The sequence below is a fragment of the Aminobacterium thunnarium genome (assembly GCF_055390565.1).
Window position 1 is genome coordinate 1803854 of record NZ_AP042412.1, and the last position, 18598, is coordinate 1822451.

Below are 18598 nucleotides of genomic sequence, written 5' to 3' on the forward strand. Positions count from 1 at the left end.
TTTCTCCCCTAATGACTTCCTAAGACCAACGCAGGTAACGTGGTGGTGAGTGCAGGGAATATAACAGTAAGAATCAAAGCTACGACAGTAGCACCAAGGAAAGGCCAGACTGCTCTAGACGCCTTTGTAAATGAAACATCTGCGATTTTAGACGCTGTCATAAGGGTTACTCCTAAAGGAGGTGTATTTGCTCCAACGCATGTATTCAGCAAGAAAACTATTCCAAAATAGATGGGATTGAGTTCATATGCAGCAACTACAGGCATAAGGACAGGAATTAATATAATAACTATTGCCGTAGTTTCCATAAATGTTCCTAAGAGAAGAACAAACAAATTTATAATCAATAAGAAAACCCATTTGTTTGGAGAAATAGCTATAAAAAATTTCGTTAAAATAAGTGGAATCTGTTCTGCGGTTAACACCCAACCGAAAAGAGAGGCTAAGCCAACAATAATCATTATTGATACAGAAATTTTCACAGCTTTAAAAGCAACATCTGGTAAATCTTTAATAGAGACTTCCCGATATACAAACAAAGCAACAAAAAGAGAGTAAACTACTGCTACGACAGCTGCTTCTGTTACTGTAAAAACTCCAGTAAGTATTCCTCCCAAAATAATTACAGGAGCCATCATTGGGATAAGACTCCCCTTAATCGCTAAACAAAGTTCTTGAAATGTAGCTTTCTTTTCTCCACCGTATCCCTTTTTAATAGAAATAATTGTTGACACCGCTATTAAAGAGAAAGCCGTGAGAAGTCCAGGAACAAGTCCACCTAAGAGAAGCCCGCCAATAGAAATTCCACCTACAGCACCTATAATAACGGTAGTAAGACTTGGAGGAATCAATGATGCCAACACTCCGGAACACCCCATTAGGGCTGCAGCGAAAGACGCATCGTACCCCTTTTTCTTCATGGCAGGAATCATAATAGAGCCAATTGCCGCTGTATCCCCTACACCAGATCCAGACAATGCACCAAAAAGTACACTTGCAGTTACAGTAACAGCTGCCAAACCACCCTTAAAATGCCCAACCAAAGCACTTGCGAGCTTCATTAATCTTTCAGTTATTCCACCGGAATCCATTAACATTCCAGCAAAGACAAAGAACGGCAACGCTAAAAAAGGATAACTATAAATGCCCTGTACAGTTCTCTGTGCAACAAGAAAAGAGGGGTAACCACACAACGTCAGATAGAGCAGTGATGAAAGTCCTATAGAAAAGGCAATAGGAACACCAAGACCAATAAGAACAAATAAAGCACCTAGCAAAACAATAACCATGGAACACCCCTCCTTACTTTCCTAAAGATAATGTTTTAATGTTATTAATTATTTTCTCTACGTTAAATAACAAAAGTAACGAACCACCTATAAATGCAGGTAAATACTCTATTGCTACACTCACCTTTAAACCGGGGGTAATAGATGTATATGTAGTTCCTATTAAAGCTAACCCACCTCTAAGCATAACCACAAAAAGAGGCATAATTAATATATTTATTATTAACTCTAAGCGGACCTTCCCTCGCTCTGATAGTCTCTCCATAAGAAAATCTACACAAAGATGCTGATTATCTTCATATACAACGCTAGCTCCTAACAGGGCCAGCCATACAGCACTAATAAGAGCTAATTCATCTACCCACACAAGTGGCTTTTTTAAGACATATCTGAATATGACCCCGGTAAACACATCCGCTGTCATAAGAAAAAGAAGCGAACAAACAGCAAATTTCAACAAAGACATTAGTTTTTTCTTAAATAACTGATACAATGCTTTCACCTCTGGGCACTGCGGGATGGTTAACAACCATCCCGCAGATTCTATTAGCAAAACAATTTCAAATATGGAATTTAAAGGTTGGAATATTTGCGCACTACATCAATAATATCTTTACCAAAGACACTTTCGTATTTTGTCCATACAGGTGCTACTTTCTCTTTAAAAATACCGAGTTCAGGTTCAGTAACAACCATCCCTTTTGCTTTCAGATCTTCAAGGATGCTTTTCTCCGAATCAACGATCATCTGGCGCTCTTTTTCTTTCCATACTTCCGCTTTGTCAGAGATGATAGTTCTATATTCTTCTGGAAGATTATTCCAAGTCTTCTCACTTATAGCTAAGAAAGCGGAACCCCAAATATGTCTGGAAATACAAAGATATTTTTGAACTTCAAAAAACTTGGAGGAATAAATTGTTGCGAGAGGATTTTCCTGACCATCAACGACTCTCTGCTGTAAAGCTGTGAAAACTTCGGAAAATGCTAGGGGGGTAGGTAATGTTCCTAATTCTTTAAATGTATCTATTCTCATCTCTGCTTCTGGAACACGAAGTTTCAAACCTTTTAAATCATCAACTGTATTTATTGGTCTTACATTGTTGGTAATATGACGATAGCCACTTGCCCAGAAACTTAGCCCAATAATACCTTTGCTCTTCATACGATCTTTTAAAATTTCACCTAATTCTCCATCCAAGGCTTTATATGCATTTTCTCTTTTTACCCAAGCATATGGAAGTTCTTCAACTATCATAACTTTATCGAGAGACTGCAATGCACCAGTTCCGATAAGAGCCATCTCGATTGATCCCATTTGAAGTCCTTCTGCCATGTCACGGTCTCCACCAAGCTGAGACGAGGGGAAAACCCTTATTTCTACTTCTCCATTCGTTGCTTCGGCAACATCAGAAGCCATTCCTTCTAATGCTTTCTGCCACGGATGCGACGACGTAAATACGTGCCCAACCTTTAAAACATATTTGGCCTTAGCTTCACATATACCAGAACCGCCAAAAACAAGACCCACTGCCATAATGCAAGATAAAATAACTAAAGACACGCGAAATCTGTTGCGACGACTGCTACCATTCATAATCCATTTCCTCCTTTTATATGTGAATCAACAAGATAAAAATTGCATCCATCATTCGTTAGAAACGTAATCAACAGAAATGGCTTTTTTAGAGAGGATCTTTTCTATAACTTTTCTCAAAATTTCTATAGAGGCTTCCGATAAAACGTTTTCATATTCGATAACTTTCTTATTGATCTTTTCAAAAGTTTCTTTATTAGCTTTGAGAGCAAATTTAGAGGCAACTATGATATCCACATCTTGAGCAATCTTATAAATTTCATCTTCAGTCGCATCTGCCTCAATAATGGAATCGCTTCTCACTCCTAAATTAAACAAAACCTGTTTCAATCCTTCACTTCCACTACGCGAAGACATGCAGACAATCCCGATTCTCGCGTCTCTGGGGCATGAAAGCAGCTGCTCCAAAACTTTTAGATAAGGACCTATATTAATTCCGTATATATTTAATTCGTCTCCAATGAGCTCTAAAACTCTGGGGTAGTGTCCTGCTGTGGTAACAACAAAATCAAAGGAATGTAAAAACTGTTTACTTACCTTTCCTTGTTCAAGATCATCTAAAAGAAGTCCTTCAACAGAAATTGAAAGAGCTTCTGCAAGATCTTTTACATATTGCTCCAAGGCAAAAGAATTACACTCGACAAAAAGAGCCTTTACGTTAGAGCTATTCTTTTTTCCTTTCAACATAATCATTTGAGCCATGTTCACAAACTCTTCAGCGCTAAAACCTAATTCCAACGACTGTTGCATGGCTTTTTTTAAAACAGAAACAAACTTTTTTGTATCTTTACGAGGCGGAATATCAAGAGTTTGTGCCACATAAGTTCCTGAAGCCTGCCTAATATCAAGATACCCTTCTTCCCCTAATTCTTTATAAGCCTTAGCAACAGTGTTGCGATTTGTTTTCAAAAAAGAAGCAAGCTCTCTTACACTGGGAATTTGCATACCAGGAGCTAATTCTCCGCTAAGGATTAAATATCTCAATTGAACTTTTATCTGCTGGTTCAACGGGATATCACTATTAGCGTCTAATAATAAATTCACTCTAATCTCCACCCTTTTCTGGAAGCCTGTCTTTGTCATGCTGTATCATACCACTATGACAGTTAAAAGACAACAAGAGTCATTACGTTAAAACTTTGGTTTTTCTCCTTAAAACGAATTATAACGAAGCTGATATTTGGGTCTTTATCAAAAAAGGCAGGGAAACTGTCTATAAAAACAAACAGTTCCCCTGCCTTTTACTTATATATTTTATATATCTTTTACTATTTTCATGATTTCAATTTCTTTGCAAAGATAACTTATAGAAATAATAGAAAAGCCTTTTTACTAAATTTTGTTTTTATCAAAAATTTTTATCTCACACGCTTTTATTCAGAATAAATAAGATATTTTTATCGAATCCTTCACTACCCACGAATATCGCTTGATATTTTTATATTCATATGTTAAAAAGTATAAAATAATTTGAATTATAAATATTTTATTTAAATTTATAGTTATTTTTATTTATAAAATACCTACTTTTTATTTATTATTTAATATATATGATAAATTAAGAATTATTTGATTTACGTGTTTCTATTTCGCACCTTGACAATCGTTTTGCATGAGCTCCAAGAAAAAGTCTCCTTGTTTTATTAATTCAAAAATCCGCTCTTGTCACGTTTTTAAAAAGTTAAATATTGCCACAAACATTTTTCAAAACACGTTCAATTTTTAAGGAGGATTGCAATATGAAACAAGACAAGGAGAAAGCTGGATTCTTTAAAACTTATTTCAATCCAGGATTTGTGCTTATGTCTGTCATGATTGGCGGAGGATTTGCAACTGGACGAGAAATTCTCCAATTTGGTGGTATCTATGGAGCAAAAGGATGGATAGTCGGTGTAGCAATCGCCATCGGGTTTGCTGTTCTATCTATGTTATCTTTTGAAATTGCTCGTTTATACAGAGTATATGACTACAGATCTCATCTCAAAATTTATGCAGGTCCCCTAACTATCGTATTTGATATTATATATTTTATTCTCTCTCTGCTAATTTTATCTGTTATGTCTTCTGCAACAGGAAATATTTTACAAGAAACAATTGGGCTCCCCTACTATGCTGGCGTCATCCTTATTGTAATACTGGCTGCAATAGTAATATTTTTTGGTCAATCATTTATTGAAAAGGTAGAAGTCTGGGGCGGGTTACTCTTATATATAAGCTACATAATATTTGCATTTTTAGCTATTTCTGGGCGCACAGATAACATTATTCGAGTGTTTGCAGAAGCAGATACTCACTTCTTAAAGCCAGGAACCAACATCAATGTTCTAGCTTTATTTTGGGTTGGGCTTCTGTATGTAGGTTACAATTCATTAACCTTAACAACATGTTTCTTTGTTTTACGTAGACAAAAGAAGCGAAAAGAAGCATTATGGTCAGGATTAATAGCAGGTTGTATGGTCATTATTCCATGGCTACTCACTTATTTCGCTTTGATGGCATATTATCCTTCAAAAGAAGTTTTTGGAGCCCCAGTTCCATGGCTAGCAATGATGCAAAATGTTGGATCATGGGTAGTTGTGTTATTTTCTATCGTATGCGGTTGGACACTGGTAGCCACAGCTGTAGGTATAATGAACGCTGTTATAGACAGACTCGATAAGCAACTTTTAGAAAACAATAAACAATCTCTTTCACGCTCACAAAAAGCCATTATCACTACTGCCTACTTAATTGGATCAGTTTTCTTGTCTAAAATTGGCATAATTGACCTTATTGCTAAAGGTTACACACTAATGTCATATGGTTTAATTGCTTCTTTTATTATTCCCTTAATTACCGTTGGGCTATACAAAATTATAAAAAAAGATAAATATCCAGGTAAAAGCCACCTTTCTGATGAAGATACATTTCAAAAACAAGCTATTTAAAAACTATCTAGAAAAACTCCCTTCTGTATTTTTCAGTCATTCCGCTATTTTCCACCCGATTTTTCTCAAATACTAATCTTTCTTACCCAAGTTTTTCGCAACACTCCCAAGCCCTACTTTCATATTCCTATAAATTGTATACTTTTATATTTTATTAGAAATATAAGGAGGTATTGATTAAAAGCCATGTGGGAAAAAATAAAAAAATATACCAACAAAAAATTGGATGCTAATTTGGAAATAGTCAAGCAAGAAAAACTTTACATACCGCAAGCTTGTGCCCTTAAATATTATCCTCTTGCTATAACAGAAGCATCTGGTTCAATTGTTAAAGACGCCGATGGAAATGAATTTATAGACTTTTTAACAAGCGCTGCTGTTTATAATATAGGGCATAGACATCCCAAAGTAGTAGCCGCAGCAAAAAAGCAAATGGATAAAGTTTTAAACTATACTATCGCTTATTTTTATGAGAAACCCCCTATAGAACTTGCTAAAAAACTTGTAGAAATTACTCCCGGGAAATTTTCAAAAAAGGTAACTTTTGGATTTTCTGGCTCTGACGGAGTAGACTCTGCTATTAAAGCAGCACGAGCTTATACTGGTAGAAAACCAATTATCGCCTTTAAACATTCTTACCATGGGATGACATATGGCGCTCTTTCGGCAACAGGAATAGTAGACCCTAATATTAAAAAGCAAGTTGGTGTCAACGAAGTTGAGTATGTTGAATTTCCAGATCCCTACAGAAACTCTTTTGGAATTGATGGATATGAACACCCAGAAAAGTTAACTAAAACAATACTAGAATCAATCGAACAAAAAATAGTCAATTTAAAAGAAAAACCAGCATGCATAATTGTTGAGCCAATTCAAGGCGATGCTGGCGCTATTATCCCTCCTCAAAATTTTCTTAAAGAACTCAAAGAACTAGCAGAAGCATTCGATATTCTCTACGTCGACGAAGAAGTACAAGTAGGGACAGGAAGGACTGGGAAATTATGGGCTACTGAACTTTTTAATGTAGAACCGGACATGCTTGTTACCGCAAAAGCAATTGGTGGAGGGTTTCCAATCTCTACACTTGTTGGAAGAAGTGAAATAATGGATAGTGTGCCTCAGCCTCTATTCGTATTCACACATATAGGCCATGCAGTAAATTCAGAGGCCGCTATAGCTACTCTCAATGTAGTAGAAGATGAGAAGCTACCAGAACGTGCCAGTAATTTAGGAAATAAAGTACTGGCTCAATTCATTAACATGCAAAAACAGTACCCGTTAATTGGAGATGTTCGCGGTAAAGGTTTTTTAATTGGGATAGATATTGTCAAACCAGGAACCAAAGACCCTGATAAAGCAATCGCACAAAAAATATGTTGGAGAGCTTGGGAAAAAGGACTCATTCTCATAACTTTTGGGAAACATGGCAACGTATTGCGCATAGCACCACCTTTAAATATTCCAACGGATCAGTTAAGACACGGTATTTCCATAATAGAAGAAGCTATAAAAGACGTAGTAGGCAACAAGGTTCCAGATAATATTTTAGAATTTTTTACGGGCTGGTAATAAAGTGAAATTGTTGATTTCGCTTTAAATAAAGTAATTGGAAGCAACAAAACAAATCCAAGCTAATAAGCTTAATTAACATCAGCGCGACGAGAGCGGATATTCTTTAGTTTAATCAAACATATAGCAACGAGTTTATTAAGCAGTTGACACTACACCTTTTTTTAGATATCATATGCCACAATCTGCGCACCACCATATTAAGAGCAAGGAGGAACCAGCATGCACGCAAAAAATAGAGCAGCAGCGGCAACAGTTTTGAATAGCATGATGATGTGCGTGTGCGGCGGCCCTCCTGACGTGGTCGACGCAGTTTAGTGCTGCTGTCGATTGACTTTCAGGCCGGGGCCTTCTTATTGAAGGCTCCGGTTTTTTTTATGCTTTTATCGCTATTATTACAGGAGATGAATCTATTGATTAACATCCAAAATCTACACAAGACGTATAGCTCTGAAAGAGGAGATTTTGAAGCTTTACGCAATATAACTCTCACTATTCAAAAAGGAGAAATATTCGGCATTATCGGTTTAAGTGGGGCAGGAAAATCAACATTACTTCGCACACTTAACAGACTTGAAGAGCCCAGTTCGGGAAATATTTTCATAGAAGACACTGATATTACATGTCTTTCAACCCCTGAACTCCGCAAACTTCGACGTCATGTAGGAATGATTTTTCAGCATTTCAACTTGCTTACATCACGTACAGTTTCTCAAAATGTAGCATTTCCACTTGAAATAGAAAAATGGTCTTCTGATGCTATCTCTAAAAGAGTAACTGAAATGCTTGACATTGTTGACCTTTCAGACAAGGCAGAAAGCTACCCATCGCAACTCAGCGGGGGACAAAAGCAACGGGTTGGTATTGCCAGAGCATTAGCAAACAATCCAAGTGTTTTACTCTGCGATGAAGCAACAAGTGCTCTTGATCCCAAAACGACTCAATCCATACTCAGCCTTCTTGATGAAATTAATCGTAAGCTCGGCATAACTATTGTTCTCGTTACTCACGAAATGGGCGTCATTCGTCAAATTTGCCATAGGGTCGCCGTATTAGAACAGGGAGAAGTTGTGGAATTAGGAACGGTAAAAGATGTCTTTATGAAGCCGCAGTCTAAAACTGCCCGGGAATTTTTAAGTCACCTTCCGCGCACAACATACGATCATGAAAAACTTCCTCATGAAGCTGGGAAACCGGTCTTGACCTTCTCTTTCAATGGAGAGACGGCAAATCACCCCGTTATCTCTCAAGCCATAAAACAAAGCGGCGTTGAAATCAATATTTTATCGGGAGAGATTGATCATCTGCATAGCAGCAGAATTGGAAATCTTACTGTTCAGCTTTCAGGAACCCCCTCTGAAATTAACAACGCACTCTCTTTCATTCAATCTAAAAGTGTAGAAGTGGATGTGGTTTGGAATGGATAAAATTTTAGCTCTTACACACCTTATTGTTTCTCCAACATTAGAAACAATTTACATGGTTCTCTTCTCTACTCTTTTTTCCACTCTATTAGGTTTCCCCTTAGGGGTAGCCCTTGTTGTCACCGAAAAAGGAGGATTATTAGAGAATGAACCTATTTATCGCACCCTCGACAGCATCGTAAACATATGTCGTTCATTCCCATTCATTATTCTTATGATTGTTCTCTTTCCACTCTCTCGAATTATTGTGGGAACCACCATTGGAACAACAGCATCTATTGTTCCTCTTTCAATAGGAGCTGCGCCTTTTGTTGGAAGAGTTGTGGAAAGCTCTCTAAAAGAAGTTGAAAAAGGACTTGTAGAAGCAGCGGTTTCTATGGGGACTCATCCTAAGGATATTATTTTAAAAGTTATGATACCCGAAGCTCTTCCCTCTCTCATACTGGGAGAAACTCTTACTATTATCAATATCATCGGCTATTCGGCCATGGCTGGTGCTATTGGAGGCGGCGGGCTGGGCGATCTGGCCATTCGTTACGGATTCCACCGCTTTCAAACAGATGTACTTGTGGCAGCTGTCATAGTAATTATTCTGCTGGTTCAAGTGATTCAGGGAGCAGGCAATAAAATAGCCCAACATGTAGCCCGTCATCGCTAGATCAGCAAACTGCGCGCGCAAAAAATTTTATAACAACATACAAAATGGAGGAATGGAACGTGAAAAAACATATTGGTATTCTTCTTTTAACAGTACTCTTTTCTTTATGCGTAACTCTCGCACCTACAGCCCTATCTGCAGAGGAAGTTATTAAAATCGGAGCAACACCCCTTCCCCATGCGGAAATATTGAATGTTATTAAAGATGATATTGCAAAAGAAGGGATAAAGCTTGAAATCATCGAATTTACTGATTATGTAAAGCCCAACCTCGCTCTTGATGACGGAGAGATCGACGCTAACTTTTATCAGCATCTACCATATCTCGAAAGTTTTAATGCCTCTCATGGAACTAAACTGGCTTCAATTGGGGCAGTACACGTAGAACCCTTAGGGCTCTATTCAGAAAAAATAAAAGCTATTGAAAATCTTAAAGAAAAAGCACTTATCGCCATACCCAGCGACAGCGTAAACGGGGGGAGAGCATTGCTGCTTCTTCAGTCACACGGGCTTATTAAGCTCTCTGATAAAGCAGGCTTAGAAGCTACTGAACTCGACATTGTTGAAAACAGCAAGAAACTTCGTTTCAAAGCCATAGAGGCAGCACAGCTTCCACGAGTTCTTCCTGACGTAGATGGAGCTATCATTAATGGTAATTATGCTCTGGAGGCCGGTCTCAATCCGACAAAAGACGCACTTCTAATAGAGGGGAGCGAATCTCCTTACGTTAATATAGTAGCTGTACGGGAAGATCACAAAAATGATAAAAAATTTGAGGTTCTTATCAAATATCTACGCTCGGAAAAAGTCGCTGAATTTATTCTTTCAAAATACAATGGCGGAGTCGTTCCAGCTTTCTAAAAGAGAAAAGAGCGAGGTGCCTCAAATGGGTGCCTCGCTCTGCAAATCCAACATAGTTAATATAAATTTACCATTCGGCAATAGTACCGTCTTCAAGTCTCCAGATCGGATTTTTCCAAGCGAGAGCCTCGTCAGCTCGTTTTCGAACAACATCTTCGTTAATCTCTATTCCCAAACCTGGAGCCGTAAGAAGTTTTACATATCCATTCTCATACTCAAAGAGAGCTGGGTTTTCAAGATAATCGAGCAAATCAGCTCCCACATTATAATGAATGCTTAAGCTCTGTTCCTGAATAACAGCATTCGGCGTGCAGAAATCCACTTGTAAGCACGCTGCCAATGCAATGGGGCCCAACGGACAATGAGGAGCCAGAGCAACATCATACGCCTCTGCCATTGCAGCAATCTTACGGACTTCCCAGATTCCGCCAGCATGGCTTAAATCAGGTTGTATAATATCCACTGCTCCATCTGTTATAAGAGTTTTAAAATCCCATCGCCCAAAATTTCTCTCTCCCGTAGCAATAGGCATCGTTGCATGGCGACGTAATTCCAAAAATGCCTCTCTATTCTCTATAAGTACCGGCTCTTCCACAAACATAAGTCGATAAGGCTCAAGCTCTTTCATTAATATTCTGGCCATAGCCTTGTGAACACGACCGTGAAAATCAAGAGCTATGTCGATTTTCTCGCCAAGAACGTCTCGTATAGCCTGAACTCTAGCCAGAACATCGTCTACCTTTTTATAAGAATCTATCCAGCCCATCTCTTCTGTCGCGTTCATTTTTATGGCTGTCATTCCTGCCTGATACTTTTCCCGGGCCTCAGCTGCCACATCTGATGGTCTGTCTCCGCCAATCCATGAATAGACACGAATTTTTTGGCGCACAGCACCACCTAACATTTTATAGACGGGCAGCCCATATATTTTTCCGGTAATATCCCATAGTGCTTGTTCTATTCCAGAAATAGCACTCATAAGAACAGGCCCACCTCTATAAAACCCTCCCCGATAGAGCACTTGCCAGAGGTCTTCTATTTCCGTAGGATCCCGCCCCACAAGATATTCTTCCATCTCCCGAACGGCTGCAGCCACTGTTGAGGCTCGACCTTCTACGACAGGTTCTCCCCAGCCAACAACACCATCATCTGTGGTAATCTTCAAAAAGAGCCAACGTGGTGGAACTTTGAACAGTTCAAGGCGTGCGATTTTACTCATTATTCTCTCCGTTTATTAACGTTGAACTCGCCCGCTGGCATCTCCCCCAGCAAGCGTCATAACATCCTGTACTGATACTCTGTTGAAATCTCCATAAATAGTATGTTTCAATGCCGAAGCTGCTACTGCAAACTCCAGCGCTTCTTGTGGAGTCTCAAAGTGATTGAGCCCGTAAATCAGGCCTGAGCCAAAGGAATCTCCTCCGCCTATACGATCTACGATATGGCGAATTTCATACTTTTTACTCACATGCACTTCTCCTGGCTCAGCCAAGATAGCTGACCAGTTATTCCAATCAGCACTAACGCTCTCGCGCAAGCTTACGGCAAGATATTTAACGCTGGGAAACTGCTGCAACATTTTCTGACTTAGAACTCTATATTTATCGACATCAAGGGATCCGGAAGTTACATCTACGTCTGCCTCTATGCCTAAACACTTCTGGCAATCTTCTTCGTTGGCAATTACTACATCTACATACTTCATGAGTTCAGGCATAACTTCTATAGGCTTCTTGCCCCATTTCCACAGCTTTTTACGATAATTCAAATCGCAAGAAACTGTAATCCCCTTCTCCTTACATTTTTTGAGTGCCTCAAGGGTCACATCGGCTGTTCCTTCAGCAATAGCAGGAGTAATACCTGTTACGTGGAACCACTTGGTTCCTTCCAGAATAGTGTCCCAATTAAAATCGCCAGGTTTTACTTCTGCGATAGCAGAGTGCGCTCGGTCATAAATAACTTTTGAGGGACGCATACACGAGCCAGTTTCTGTGAAATATATTCCAAGGCGATCTCCGCTTTTACGAATAAAGCAAGTCTCTACACCAAAGCCACGTAGTTCGTGAATAACGCCCTCTCCGATGGGGTTATCTGGAACAACTGTTACAAAGGCAGCATCCTCACCATAGTTGGATAAAGCAACAGCAACATTGGCCTCTGCGCCTCCAAAAGTTGCTACGAACTTAGGTGTTTGCAGAATTTTTTCATGATCAGGAGGTGTTAACCTCATCATTATTTCCCCAAAAGTAACAAACTTAGCCATAAAAACTCACCCTTCCTCTTACTTTAAACTCGCTCTGATCCTAGCTATTTCCTCTAAAACTTTTTCGGTAGTCTCTCGTACAGCATCGTAACCGCCATCAGTTCCAGAGGGTTTAGTCAAAGCACTTCCCAACCCGACAGCAAATGCTCCGGCCTTAAACCAATCTTTCATATTATCGAGAGACACGCCTCCCACTGGCATAATATTGGCATAAGGAACCGGGCCGTGAACAGCCTTAATGAACTGTGGCCCCAAGACACTTCCAGGAAAAGCCTTGACAACATCTACACCAAGCTCCATGGCATGCATTAATTCTGAAACCGTTCCAATGCCAGGCATACAAGGCAAACCATATCTATTACATGTCCGAACAACATCATCGTGAAGGCTTTGAGAAACAACAAACTCAGACCCGCTAACAATGCACATTCTGGCAGTCGCCTCGTCTACAACAGTTCCTGCCCCCACAAAGCGATCTTTTCCTTTATGTCGTTCAGCTGTCGTGCGCATTATATCCAAAGCGCCCTGAAAGGTCATAGAAACTTCAACGACCTTTAATCCTCCATCAAACATGGCATCAGCCATTGCGATGCCTTTTTCTATATTTTCTGTGCGTATAATTCCTACTATTCCCTGTTCCTCTACTGCCGAAAGGACCTCATACTTTTTAATACATGTCATTAGAATCCCTCCTTAATAGTTTCTAAATGACGCCGATTGATACGAAGAGATATTTTCGCTGTCTCTTGTGCCAGTTTACGGCCTAAAACTACGGCCTTTTTATCATCAAAACGATATGCCGGTGCAGACACACTCACTGCTCCCAGAGGGAAACCATTACTATCAACAATAGGAACCGCAACACAACGAATTCCCTCTTCATTCTCCTGATTTTCTTCACTATATCCACGTGTTTTATATATTTTAAGTTGCTGAATTAACTCTTCAGGATCGGTGATAGTATTTGTCGTTCGCTCTATTAAAACAGTTTTTTTGAGATACGATTCTATACGCTCAAGAGGTAAGGCTGAAAGAATAGCTTTTCCTCCTGCTGTACTATACAGAGGAAGCTCCGCTCCAACCTTAGATCGCATAACCAATGGACTTGGACTTTCAAGTTTTTCGAGATAATAGGCTCTCCCATTTTCAAAAACGAAAAGATGGATTGTTTCCCCTGAATAGTCCCTCATGATTTCTAAAACATCACGAGACATTTCAAGCAATCCCGATCGTCTGTTATAAGTCGCAGCCCACTTCACTACAGCAGGCCCGATCTGGTAGCGCCCATGAATATCCTTCATAAGGATATTACTCTCTACAAAAGTTGAAAGAATGCGATAAGCTGTGGTTTTAGAAAGCTCTGTCGCTTTTGCTACTTCTGTCAATCCTACTGGTTCTCGTCGATCTGATAGGTCTTCTAAAACGGCTATTGCTTTCTGAAGAACCTGTACCCTGTTTTTTTCAGACACTTACATCACCCCTTTATCTCTCACTTACATCAGAGAGGGAAGCCACAGAACAATCTGAGGCACATACGTCACCAACAACACAACGGCAAAAAGGGCAATATACATAGGGAGAAGAGACCGCACCAATGCTCCTAAAGATACTTTTGAAATGGAGTTTGTTACATAAAGAACCGTTCCGACTGGAGGAGTTATAAGTCCTACGCATAAATTAGTAACCATAATGACACCAAAGTGAATATCGTCAATTCCATAACTTCTGCACACCGGCAAAAGGATAGGAACAAGAAGGAACAATGCAGGTGTTAAATCGATAACCATGCCAACAAGGAAGAGAAGGATGTTAAGGATGAGCAAAAATGCCAACTTGTTTTCTGTGATATTCATTATTATATTCGTAAGAAGTTGAGGAACTTGCGCTACAGCAAGAAACCATGTTAAAGCCATAGCTGAAGCACAAACCAACATAACGACACCAGTATTCAAAGAAGCTCTTTTCAATATTTCCGGATAAGCAGACCATTTTACGTTGTATTGGAAATATGATACGACAACAGCATAAACGACGGCAACAGCTCCCGCCTCCGTTGCTGTAAATATTCCCCCCAAAATCCCCCCTAAAATAATAAGGGGAAGAATCAACGCCCATATGGTCTTTCTGAAAACTTTTAGGAAATCTCGGAACCCTACTTTTTCACTTACTGGGTAATTATTTTTACGGGCAACAAAATAAGAAACAGTTAAAAGGGCAATACCGATAAGAAGTCCTGGAATGGCACCACCAAGAAAAAGTTTTGCAATAGAAATTTGAGCTATAGATCCCAAAATAATCATGGGAACACTCGGTGGAATAATAGGACCTATGACAGAAGAGGCAGCAGTAATGGCTGTTGAAAAATTTCTGTCATATCCGCCTTTTTCCATCATGGGAATTTCCAGAGATCCCAAAGCCGCAGTATCGGCAACAGCAGAACCGCTTATGCCAGCAAAAAGCATACTTGCCACAACATTGACATAGGCAAGGCCCCCTTTAACTCGACCAACAAGGGCATTGGCAAAAAGCAAAATATCATGAACTAATCCAGCCTTGTTCATAATCTCCCCTGCAAGCATAAAGAAAGGAATAGCCAAAAGGGTGTACACATCTACTCCAGTAATCATTCTGCGCGCGAGAACCATAGGCTCAACTGTTCCCGTTACAAACATAAGTACCAACGCAGAAAGTCCTATTCCAAAACCAATGGGAACACCAACAATAGTAAATCCTAATAACGAACCAAGAAAAGCTAACAATACAACCATATCAGGCTTCCTCCACTTTCGAAGTCCAAATACGCATAATCTGACGAACCATTTCTAAAAGCATCATCACTGTTGCAATGGGAACAGCAGAATACTGCCACGCTACGGAAATAACAAGAATAGACGTCTTCTGAACGTAGATTCTTGAAATATAATCAATTCCACCCTTTAACAAGAAGCCAAGGAAAACAACAATACAAACAGATATAGCCGTTCGCAAAATCTTTCCCGCAACACCATGCGTATTTGTAACAAGAACATCAAAAGCAGGATGAAGACCTATGCGGAGTCCAGAAACTATAGCCATGAAAGACATCCATACAAAAGCAAAACGGCTCACCTCATCCACCCATGGGAAGGCCATATAAAAAAAGCGAAAAATGACATTTGTAAAAACAGAAAAAACCATGACCCCAAGCATGAAGATCGCCATACCATCTGCGAAGCGATACATTAAGCGATACAGGGCATTTATAACACTCTTCATATAAAAACGAGCTCCTCTCGCCATATTCTCCCTAATAGAAAATTCCGGCAGAAAAGATATGCAACTCACCTATTTTCTGCCGGGAAAAGTGACGTTTATTTACATCTTATTTTTCGAACTGTTTGCCTACCTCTCGAATCTGCTCAATGAAGGGAGCTGCTTCTGGGCAACTCTTAACATAACTGTCGATAATAGGCTGTGCACTTTCCACAAAAGGCTTCAGGTCAGGATATGTTACTTCGAGGCCTTTATCTATAGTTTTCTGTAAAACATCCTTTTCTTCAGCTTTTGTCAGTTTTGTGATCTCTGCGATAGAAGCTTTTGTTGCTTCATTAACGGCAGCCTGCTCTTCTGCAGAGAGCTTATCCCAAACTTTCTGGTTAATTACAAAATACTGGAAACCAAAAATGTGATTTGTCATAGCAACATATTTCTGAACATCGTACCAACCTGCATAATAGGAGGTCATGAGAGGGTTATCCTGTCCATGAACAACACCCTGCTGCAAAGCAGTGAAGACCTCACTCATAGGCATAACGACAGTGCTGAATCCAAAACCCTGCATTAATTTAATAATAACTTCGCCCTGCCAAACTCTGATTTTGATGCCCTTACAATCTTCGATGGAATTAATGGGCTTTTTGTTATTAGAAATCACTCTGAATCCTCTCGGGAAAGCACCAAGTATTTTTACACCGAGGGGCTTAAGGCTTTCATAAATTTTTTCTCCGATGGGGCCGTTAAAGACAGCGTCTGCATGTTCGTAGCTATTAAACATATAGGGAAGCTGAAGCAGCTTAAAAAGATCTACAGTATTTTCCCAAAGATTTCCTGTAAGAGCCATTTCAATAGTTCCGAGCTGTACTCCCTCTACAAACTCCTGCTCAGCACCAAGCTGATTGTTCGGGAAAACCTGAACCTGCAAAGAGCCATTGGTTTTAGCTTCAACCATAGGCTTAAAGACTTCAGCAAGTACTTTATTGGCTGGATGATCCACAGGAAAATAATTCGCTATTTTCAATGTGGTTGCGGCAAAAGCCATGGAGGAACACATGACCATCACTAATGCTGTAAGAATCATAGTACGAACGAATTTCATCATCTTCACGAAAAACATCCTCCTTAAAAATAGTGTACAAAAGCCTACCCTACTGCGTTATTCCCCTAAAAAAGAATAGAACCCCCTTCCTCTTTTTATAAAATCACTCCGTGCTTAAAAAGACCGATTTCTCCTATATTCAAATGTTCATTACAGGTTGGTCGGCCATTTGAAACATTAATAACCATATCAATTAACTCTCCAAGTAAAGGTTGCCACTCCTCCCCTTCAAGAAGACGACCTGCATTAAAATCCATCCAATTTTTCTTCTTGTTGTAAAGAGCTGTATTCGTAGCAATTTTTATCGACGGAACAGCAGAACTGTATGGCGTACCCCGTCCCGTTGTGAAGAGAGTTAAAACAGCTCCGCTGGCAGCAAGAGATGTAACAGAAACGGGATCATTACCGGGGCTAAAAACAATATTTACACCTGGACGTTTATATTGTTCTCCATATCCTAAAACATCTGAAATGAGACCTGACCCAGTTTTTTCGACTGCACCCAGAGATTTTTCCTCCAAAGTTGTAATTCCGCCCTCTTTGTTACCAGGTGAAGGATTTTCATAAACCGGCTGATGATAAGACGTAAAATATTCTTTAAACCAATTGATCATTTCTACGAAACGCAGATAAACACTTTCATCTTCTATACGAGAAGTAAGGATATCCTCTGCTCCAAACATTTCAGGGATTTCTGTAGCAAGAAGAGTTCCACCCCAAGATGTAAGATAATCAGAGAAAAGCCCTACGAGAGGATTGGCTGTAATGCTCGAAAAGGCATCACTACCTCCACATTTCACGCCTACCACGAGATCTGAAAGAGGGCATTCCTGCCTGAAAACCTGACTTCTCTCTGCTAACAAATCAAGACGTGAAAAAAGAGCTTCTTGATCATCTGTTTCTTCTTGCAAAACGGTATATTCAACGTTAGGATGATTAGAAAGACGATCTTTCATATAAGAAATCTGTAAATTTTCACATCCCATACCTACAACTAAAACTCCAGCAGCATTCCCATTAAAAGCCAGGCCAGAAAGGGCACGTAACGTATATTCAAAATCATCACCAAGTTGAGAACAACCATATGGATGAGCTAAAACTCTGACTCTATCAACCCATTGAGGAGCTTCGTACTGAGGAATAAGATTTCGTAAAACATCGTTGATACAACTTACTGTAGGAATAACCCATAATTCATTTCGAATTCCAACGCGACCTGTAGAACGTCGATATCCCATAAAATTTTTTGTCTGAAAAGGAGGAGTGATCTGAGGGGGAACATAATGCCATCGTGAAGACCATTCAACTTCGAGAGCCGTAGAAAGATTATGGGTGTGGACCCAATCTCCGCTCTCAATGTTTTTTGTGGCTATACCAATAGAATGACCGTATTTTATAACGTTCTCGCCCAATTCTATTTTTTTTAACGCTACTTTATGTCCCGCTGGAATAGTTTCTTGAATCTGAATGGATAAACTATCGTTTATGAAGAGTGAATCACCTTTATGAAGTTCATGTGTTGTAACCGAAATCGTATCATTAATTCCTAACTTTAAACCTTGAAAAGACCCCATTCCCAAACACCTCGTTCCGCATTGAGGACCAACTAGCCGTCATGTGAACCTTATATGCTATTAAGACATGCTTATGGTTAAAAATCA

Annotated in this window: 17 protein-coding genes; 5 read left to right on the forward strand and 12 right to left on the reverse strand. The window is 39.5% G+C overall.

The genetic code is table 11. From position 1 onward, the window contains the following. Positions 1 to 8 precede the first annotated feature (8 nt). From ACZ5GY_RS08945 to ACZ5GY_RS08960, 4 genes are all read right to left on the reverse strand, one after another. Positions 9 to 1289: a TRAP transporter large permease gene (locus tag ACZ5GY_RS08945; RefSeq protein WP_213691011.1), complete on the reverse strand. Its 1281-nt coding sequence runs from the start codon at positions 1287 to 1289 to the stop codon at positions 9 to 11. 13 nt (positions 1290 to 1302) lie between these two features. After that, positions 1303 to 1755 (reverse strand): TRAP transporter small permease, encoded by a 453-nt coding sequence (locus tag ACZ5GY_RS08950; protein WP_464111761.1) that lies wholly within the window; start codon positions 1753 to 1755, stop codon positions 1303 to 1305. 107 nt (positions 1756 to 1862) lie between these two features. Continuing rightward, a complete protein-coding gene (locus ACZ5GY_RS08955; RefSeq protein WP_213691009.1) occupies positions 1863 to 2882 on the reverse strand; it encodes a TRAP transporter substrate-binding protein in 1020 nt (339 codons plus the stop codon). 51 nt (positions 2883 to 2933) lie between these two features. Beyond that, positions 2934 to 3926 carry a GntR family transcriptional regulator gene (locus ACZ5GY_RS08960; protein WP_464111762.1) on the reverse strand — a complete coding sequence of 331 codons (993 nt, stop codon included), beginning with the start codon at positions 3924 to 3926 and terminating at the stop codon, positions 2934 to 2936. Positions 3927 to 4621: 695 nt separating this feature from the next. Between ACZ5GY_RS08960 and ACZ5GY_RS08965 the strand changes: the two genes are divergently transcribed. From ACZ5GY_RS08965 to ACZ5GY_RS08985, 5 genes are all read left to right on the forward strand, one after another. Next, a complete protein-coding gene (locus ACZ5GY_RS08965) occupies positions 4622 to 5809 on the forward strand; it encodes a YkvI family membrane protein (RefSeq protein WP_213692162.1) in 1188 nt (395 codons plus the stop codon). Between the two features lie 186 nt (positions 5810 to 5995). Next, positions 5996 to 7378 (forward strand): aspartate aminotransferase family protein, encoded by a 1383-nt coding sequence (locus tag ACZ5GY_RS08970; protein WP_464111763.1) that lies wholly within the window; start codon positions 5996 to 5998, stop codon positions 7376 to 7378. A 404-nt stretch (positions 7379 to 7782) separates the two neighbouring features. After that, complete coding sequence (locus ACZ5GY_RS08975) at positions 7783 to 8805, forward strand: methionine ABC transporter ATP-binding protein (protein WP_323401879.1); 1023 nt, start codon at positions 7783 to 7785, stop codon at positions 8803 to 8805. After that, positions 8798 to 9460, forward strand: coding sequence for a methionine ABC transporter permease (locus ACZ5GY_RS08980; RefSeq protein WP_213692165.1), 663 nt, complete (start codon positions 8798 to 8800; stop codon positions 9458 to 9460). Before ACZ5GY_RS08975 ends, ACZ5GY_RS08980 begins: the two co-directional genes overlap by 8 nt. 59 nt (positions 9461 to 9519) lie before the next feature. Next, positions 9520 to 10320: a MetQ/NlpA family ABC transporter substrate-binding protein gene (locus ACZ5GY_RS08985; RefSeq protein WP_213692166.1), complete on the forward strand. Its 801-nt coding sequence runs from the start codon at positions 9520 to 9522 to the stop codon at positions 10318 to 10320. A gap of 67 nt (positions 10321 to 10387) precedes the next feature. Here ACZ5GY_RS08985 and dgoD read toward each other — a convergent pair whose 3' ends face one another. The 8 genes from dgoD to ACZ5GY_RS09025 all read right to left on the reverse strand — a co-directional run bounded on the left by dgoD (position 10388) and on the right by ACZ5GY_RS09025 (position 18511). Next, entirely contained in the window at positions 10388 to 11539 is a 1152-nt protein-coding gene (gene dgoD / locus ACZ5GY_RS08990; RefSeq protein WP_213701815.1) for a galactonate dehydratase, read from the reverse strand. 15 nt (positions 11540 to 11554) lie between these two features. Next, positions 11555 to 12583, reverse strand: a complete 1029-nt coding sequence (locus tag ACZ5GY_RS08995) for a PfkB family carbohydrate kinase (protein ID WP_213695797.1) — start codon at positions 12581 to 12583, stop codon at positions 11555 to 11557. An 18-nt stretch (positions 12584 to 12601) separates the two neighbouring features. Further along, a complete protein-coding gene (gene eda, locus ACZ5GY_RS09000; RefSeq protein WP_213691942.1) occupies positions 12602 to 13264 on the reverse strand; it encodes a bifunctional 4-hydroxy-2-oxoglutarate aldolase/2-dehydro-3-deoxy-phosphogluconate aldolase in 663 nt (220 codons plus the stop codon). Further along, complete coding sequence (locus tag ACZ5GY_RS09005) at positions 13264 to 14052, reverse strand: IclR family transcriptional regulator (protein ID WP_213691943.1); 789 nt, start codon at positions 14050 to 14052, stop codon at positions 13264 to 13266. Before ACZ5GY_RS09005 ends, eda begins: the two co-directional genes overlap by 1 nt. 24 nt (positions 14053 to 14076) lie before the next feature. Next, on the reverse strand, positions 14077 to 15351 hold the full coding sequence (locus ACZ5GY_RS09010) for a TRAP transporter large permease (protein WP_213691944.1): 1275 nt from the start codon (positions 15349 to 15351) through the stop codon (positions 14077 to 14079). Position 15352: 1 nt separating this feature from the next. Next, positions 15353 to 15838 carry a TRAP transporter small permease gene (locus ACZ5GY_RS09015; protein ID WP_213691945.1) on the reverse strand — a complete coding sequence of 162 codons (486 nt, stop codon included), beginning with the start codon at positions 15836 to 15838 and terminating at the stop codon, positions 15353 to 15355. Between the two features lie 106 nt (positions 15839 to 15944). Next, positions 15945 to 16940 carry a TRAP transporter substrate-binding protein gene (locus ACZ5GY_RS09020; RefSeq protein WP_307880068.1) on the reverse strand — a complete coding sequence of 332 codons (996 nt, stop codon included), beginning with the start codon at positions 16938 to 16940 and terminating at the stop codon, positions 15945 to 15947. Positions 16941 to 17032: 92 nt separating this feature from the next. Continuing rightward, complete coding sequence (locus tag ACZ5GY_RS09025) at positions 17033 to 18511, reverse strand: UxaA family hydrolase (protein WP_464111764.1); 1479 nt, start codon at positions 18509 to 18511, stop codon at positions 17033 to 17035. Between the last annotated feature and the right edge of the window lie 87 nt (positions 18512 to 18598).

Excerpts from the sequence above, each read along its gene's own strand:
- ACZ5GY_RS08945 (WP_213691011.1), bottom strand. The coding sequence starts at position 1,289 with ATGGTTATTGTTTTGCTAGGTGCTTTATTTGTTCTTATTGGTCTTGGT.
- ACZ5GY_RS08950 (WP_464111761.1), bottom strand. The coding sequence starts at position 1,755 with ATGTCTTTGTTGAAATTTGCTGTTTGTTCGCTTCTTTTTCTTATGACA.
- ACZ5GY_RS08955 (WP_213691009.1), bottom strand. The coding sequence starts at position 2,882 with ATGAATGGTAGCAGTCGTCGCAACAGATTTCGCGTGTCTTTAGTTATT.
- ACZ5GY_RS08965 (WP_213692162.1), top strand. The coding sequence starts at position 4,622 with ATGAAACAAGACAAGGAGAAAGCTGGATTCTTTAAAACTTATTTCAAT.
- ACZ5GY_RS08970 (WP_464111763.1), top strand. The coding sequence starts at position 5,996 with ATGTGGGAAAAAATAAAAAAATATACCAACAAAAAATTGGATGCTAAT.
- ACZ5GY_RS08975 (WP_323401879.1), top strand. The coding sequence starts at position 7,783 with ATGAATCTATTGATTAACATCCAAAATCTACACAAGACGTATAGCTCT.
- ACZ5GY_RS08980 (WP_213692165.1), top strand. The coding sequence starts at position 8,798 with ATGGATAAAATTTTAGCTCTTACACACCTTATTGTTTCTCCAACATTA.
- dgoD (WP_213701815.1), bottom strand. The coding sequence starts at position 11,539 with ATGAGTAAAATCGCACGCCTTGAACTGTTCAAAGTTCCACCACGTTGG.
- ACZ5GY_RS08995 (WP_213695797.1), bottom strand. The coding sequence starts at position 12,583 with ATGGCTAAGTTTGTTACTTTTGGGGAAATAATGATGAGGTTAACACCT.
- eda (WP_213691942.1), bottom strand. The coding sequence starts at position 13,264 with ATGACATGTATTAAAAAGTATGAGGTCCTTTCGGCAGTAGAGGAACAG.
- ACZ5GY_RS09010 (WP_213691944.1), bottom strand. The coding sequence starts at position 15,351 with ATGGTTGTATTGTTAGCTTTTCTTGGTTCGTTATTAGGATTTACTATT.
- ACZ5GY_RS09015 (WP_213691945.1), bottom strand. The coding sequence starts at position 15,838 with ATGAAGAGTGTTATAAATGCCCTGTATCGCTTAATGTATCGCTTCGCA.
- ACZ5GY_RS09020 (WP_307880068.1), bottom strand. The coding sequence starts at position 16,940 with ATGATGAAATTCGTTCGTACTATGATTCTTACAGCATTAGTGATGGTC.
- ACZ5GY_RS09025 (WP_464111764.1), bottom strand. The coding sequence starts at position 18,511 with ATGGGGTCTTTTCAAGGTTTAAAGTTAGGAATTAATGATACGATTTCG.